A 3155-nucleotide genomic window follows, 5' to 3' on the forward strand; every position below is an offset into this window, starting at 1 on the left:
CATACAGCCCAGCATGCGGACCCAAGGGCTACCGCAGGGGAAAAAAGGTCAGCCGGCAGAGGCTTTCTTCTGGCGATTTCTTTTGAACGGGACAACCCACATTTCGTACAGACTGACGAAGATCATCACCACCAGCGAAAGGATGAACAGGAAGCCCCCAATGATCGTCTGATAGACGAAACCCTCGATGTGATGCGTCAAAAACCATCCCGCGACATCGATGGGAAACATGACGAACGGAAGCACGCACCAGAAAATGCGCCATTTTGTCGAGATTCTTGAGTGCACAAAAATGAAGCCAATGATCCAGAAGATAGGCAGCAACGCCAACAAATGAATGTGCGCCAAGCCGATCAGTGTCGCATCGCTCATACCGGGCCCGTAGTAGGCGTGCGCGATGTCATGCGGTGTGACCATATAACCGGAAGTGCCCGAATGACTGACATCAATGTAACTGAGCGCCATAAGTATCCCGAGCAGTGCATACAGAAGTGCCGCCGTATTCAGCGCCTTCAGTTCTGGCCTCAATTCAGTCAATGGTTTCATGCAAAATACTCCTGAAAATAGGATTACCCTTTTGACTTGCTCTTGGAAACACTACAGTTTCCCGGCTCCAGGCTCGCGAAATATGCAGCTAGATCACGCATTTTCTTCTGCGACAAGGCGGCCGCATGGCTGTGCATGATCGGATTATGTCTCTTGTCATTCTTGAAGGCCTTGAGTTGGTTCAGCAGGTACTTGTAATTCTGGCCTGCAAGATTGGGATAGGAGGAAACCGTGGCCATGCCATCGCTGCCATGACAGGCCGCGCACATCCCGGATATGGCCTTGCCAGTGGAAACACTGGGCGATGACGCATGCGCCGGCCAGCTGACCGTGGCGCAGATCAAGAGAAGTGTGATGCCAGCCAGAATGTTTCTGATAGGCATACCGAATTCTGATGCATCGAATAAAACTGAATGACTGTGCATAAGCGACCTCCGTGCGTGATGTGAGACCCCGAGCAACCCCGCACGATCCATTGGTTGGCTCCTTCGACGGGAGCATTTCATTTGTATTGATGAACAACCTGTGAATCCTCGCCGTGCGATGAATCCATGCATGTTCCAAATGAAATAATCGGCTATCCATTTGTGCTATGGATCGCTTGAATAGGTGTGGCCGGATACGAGGGCATCATTATAACCAATGGTTATTTGGACATCAAAAAGTGCACCGAGTTCAAGCACCCGGTACACATCCTTTTTTCAGTTCAGGACATTGGATACACGCAATGCGCCACCCATAAGCGCCGTCCTGGTCTGGAATGGCTTGTCCTGGTCATACCGCGCTTGGGATTGGCAACAGTCTGCACGGCAAACTGGACGCTCTGATCACGTTTTGGCATGTTTATGGCTCGACGTGTTGCGCGTGGCGCGTTCCGAGACGATGGCAGTGGCCACGTCGCGGGGATAGGTTTTCCTTCCCTGAAGCAGCAGCACCAGGCCCGCGGCGACCAGCGTGACCAGCAGGATCAGCATCGCGGCACGAAGACCGGCTCCGTTACCGGTGGATACCGTAAGCGAATGCGCGTGCCCGAACTGGGACGAGAGAAAGCCGAACAACGGTGCCGCCACGGCACTGAGTGCATAACGCAGTGAAGCCCGCACACCTTCTGCGCGCCCCCACAAGCTGGAATGGATGACATCCAGTCTCGCGGCATCCACGCTGGGGTTGGCACCGCCAACGCCCATCGCCGCCATGAAAAAGAGCGGGCCGGTGATATACAGCGATGTACCCAGAAGGCCGGCCAGCAGGGCGCCCGCAGCAATCAGGTACGCCCAGGCGCCCACATGGATACGTCCTGTCAACAATCCGTGATGGATCAAACGGTCGCCGATGCGGCCAGCCAGCAAGACACCCACGATGGCACCGGACCCGATGAGCACGGAAATCGTGCTGGACAGGGCCTGACCAAGGCCGAACGTTTCGCGCATGTACAGCAGCGCAAAGGTACGCAAACCAGTGAAATAGAAGTAGCCAAGCCCTGACGCGATGACCAGGCTGCGAAATGTACGTATGGACAAAACATAGCGCACGGCCTGCCACAGGCTCATGCTCCCGGCATCCTCGGACAATGCCTGCGCCTCGTGCGGCTGGATGTTGTCTGCGGAGATCAGGGCCTCGATGGATCCGCTTTCGGGTATGTCCGGTCGCTCGCCCGAATGTTCCGACTCGGTGCCCGATTGCGCGCTTGATGGAACCGGTTCGTCGTCAGCGCCCCGGGGCATGATGCTCTGGCCACCGCGTTCCGGCTCCGGGAGGTAGCGCCAGATCACGGCACTCAATACCAGGCCGATGAGGGCCAGCAGCCAGAAGGCCGCGCGCCAGGAAAGAAGAGCTGCAATGTTGCCTGACAGCAGGAAACCCACCGCCACGCCCAGTAATTCACCGGCAAGGATGTACCCGAAAATGCGCCCGCGTTCGGCAGCCGCAAAAAAATCCCCGGTCAGCGAAACCACGATCGGCGTGGCTGCTGAAACAATGGCACCCAGCAGCAACCGGCTCAAGAGCAGCATGGTGTAGGAAGTGGAGAATCCACTGAGCAGCAGGGCCAAGGACCACACCGTCATGGCGGCTACCAGTATGCGGCTTCGGTTGACGCGATCGGTCAGCACCCCAAAGGGCAAGGTGACCACGGCGCCGATGGCCGTGGATACGGTAACCAGCAATCCGATCTGCACATCGTTCACGTGCAGTGCGTGCTTGAGCTGCATGGCAACGGCGCCGATGGTCGCCATGTCGGCTGAATTGAGTGCCAGCACGCCGGCCAGCAGTACGATGATCTTCAGACGGGCACGGCCGCCTGCCAAAGACTCCAGTGACGCTTCGATACGTGGCGCAAACCAGTTACTGGTCATGGTTACGCATCTCCCTTGGGATCCCCTGGACTGCATGCCCGAACGCGTTTTCGCAAACGCCACGGCCATGAACAGCTCCTGCATGAAGGCGTTGTCTGCAAGACCCTGGACGTGGTGCCGTGATCACCCTCCCGGGGCATTGCGCGTGTAGCGACGATATCCGGGCGACCACATGCACTCCTCGAGCATGCTTCCCAGCGCTTCGTCCTCGAAGGCATCGCAGTGCGCTTCCTCGCGGGCCTGCAGCGCCACGGC

At 57.3% G+C, this 3155-nt stretch carries 3 protein-coding genes; all 3 read right to left on the bottom strand.

Features of this window, described 5'->3' with window-relative positions; genetic code table 11:
- Positions 1-48: 48 nt before the first annotated feature.
- The gene (locus PF446_RS08600) at positions 49-546 is read right to left on the bottom strand and encodes a hypothetical protein (RefSeq protein WP_298071022.1); all 498 of its coding nucleotides are present in this window, start codon (positions 544-546) and stop codon (positions 49-51) included.
- A 23-nt stretch (positions 547-569) separates the two neighbouring features.
- Positions 570-971 carry a cytochrome c gene (locus PF446_RS08605; protein WP_298071023.1) on the bottom strand — a complete coding sequence of 134 codons (402 nt, stop codon included), beginning with the start codon at positions 969-971 and terminating at the stop codon, positions 570-572.
- Between the two features lie 402 nt (positions 972-1373).
- A complete protein-coding gene (locus PF446_RS08610; protein WP_298071024.1) occupies positions 1374-2900 on the bottom strand; it encodes an MFS transporter in 1527 nt (508 codons plus the stop codon).
- Between the last annotated feature and the right edge of the window lie 255 nt (positions 2901-3155).

The organism is Oleiagrimonas sp. (genome assembly GCF_027858935.1).
Lineage (GTDB): Bacteria > Pseudomonadota > Gammaproteobacteria > Xanthomonadales > Rhodanobacteraceae > Oleiagrimonas.

Bases quoted from the DNA above. Each gene is read 5' to 3' on its own strand.
- PF446_RS08605 (WP_298071023.1), bottom strand. From the start codon at position 971: ATGCACAGTCATTCAGTTTTATTCGATGCATCAGAATTCGGTATGCCT.
- PF446_RS08600 (WP_298071022.1), bottom strand. From the start codon at position 546: ATGAAACCATTGACTGAATTGAGGCCAGAACTGAAGGCGCTGAATACG.
- PF446_RS08610 (WP_298071024.1), bottom strand. From the start codon at position 2,900: ATGACCAGTAACTGGTTTGCGCCACGTATCGAAGCGTCACTGGAGTCT.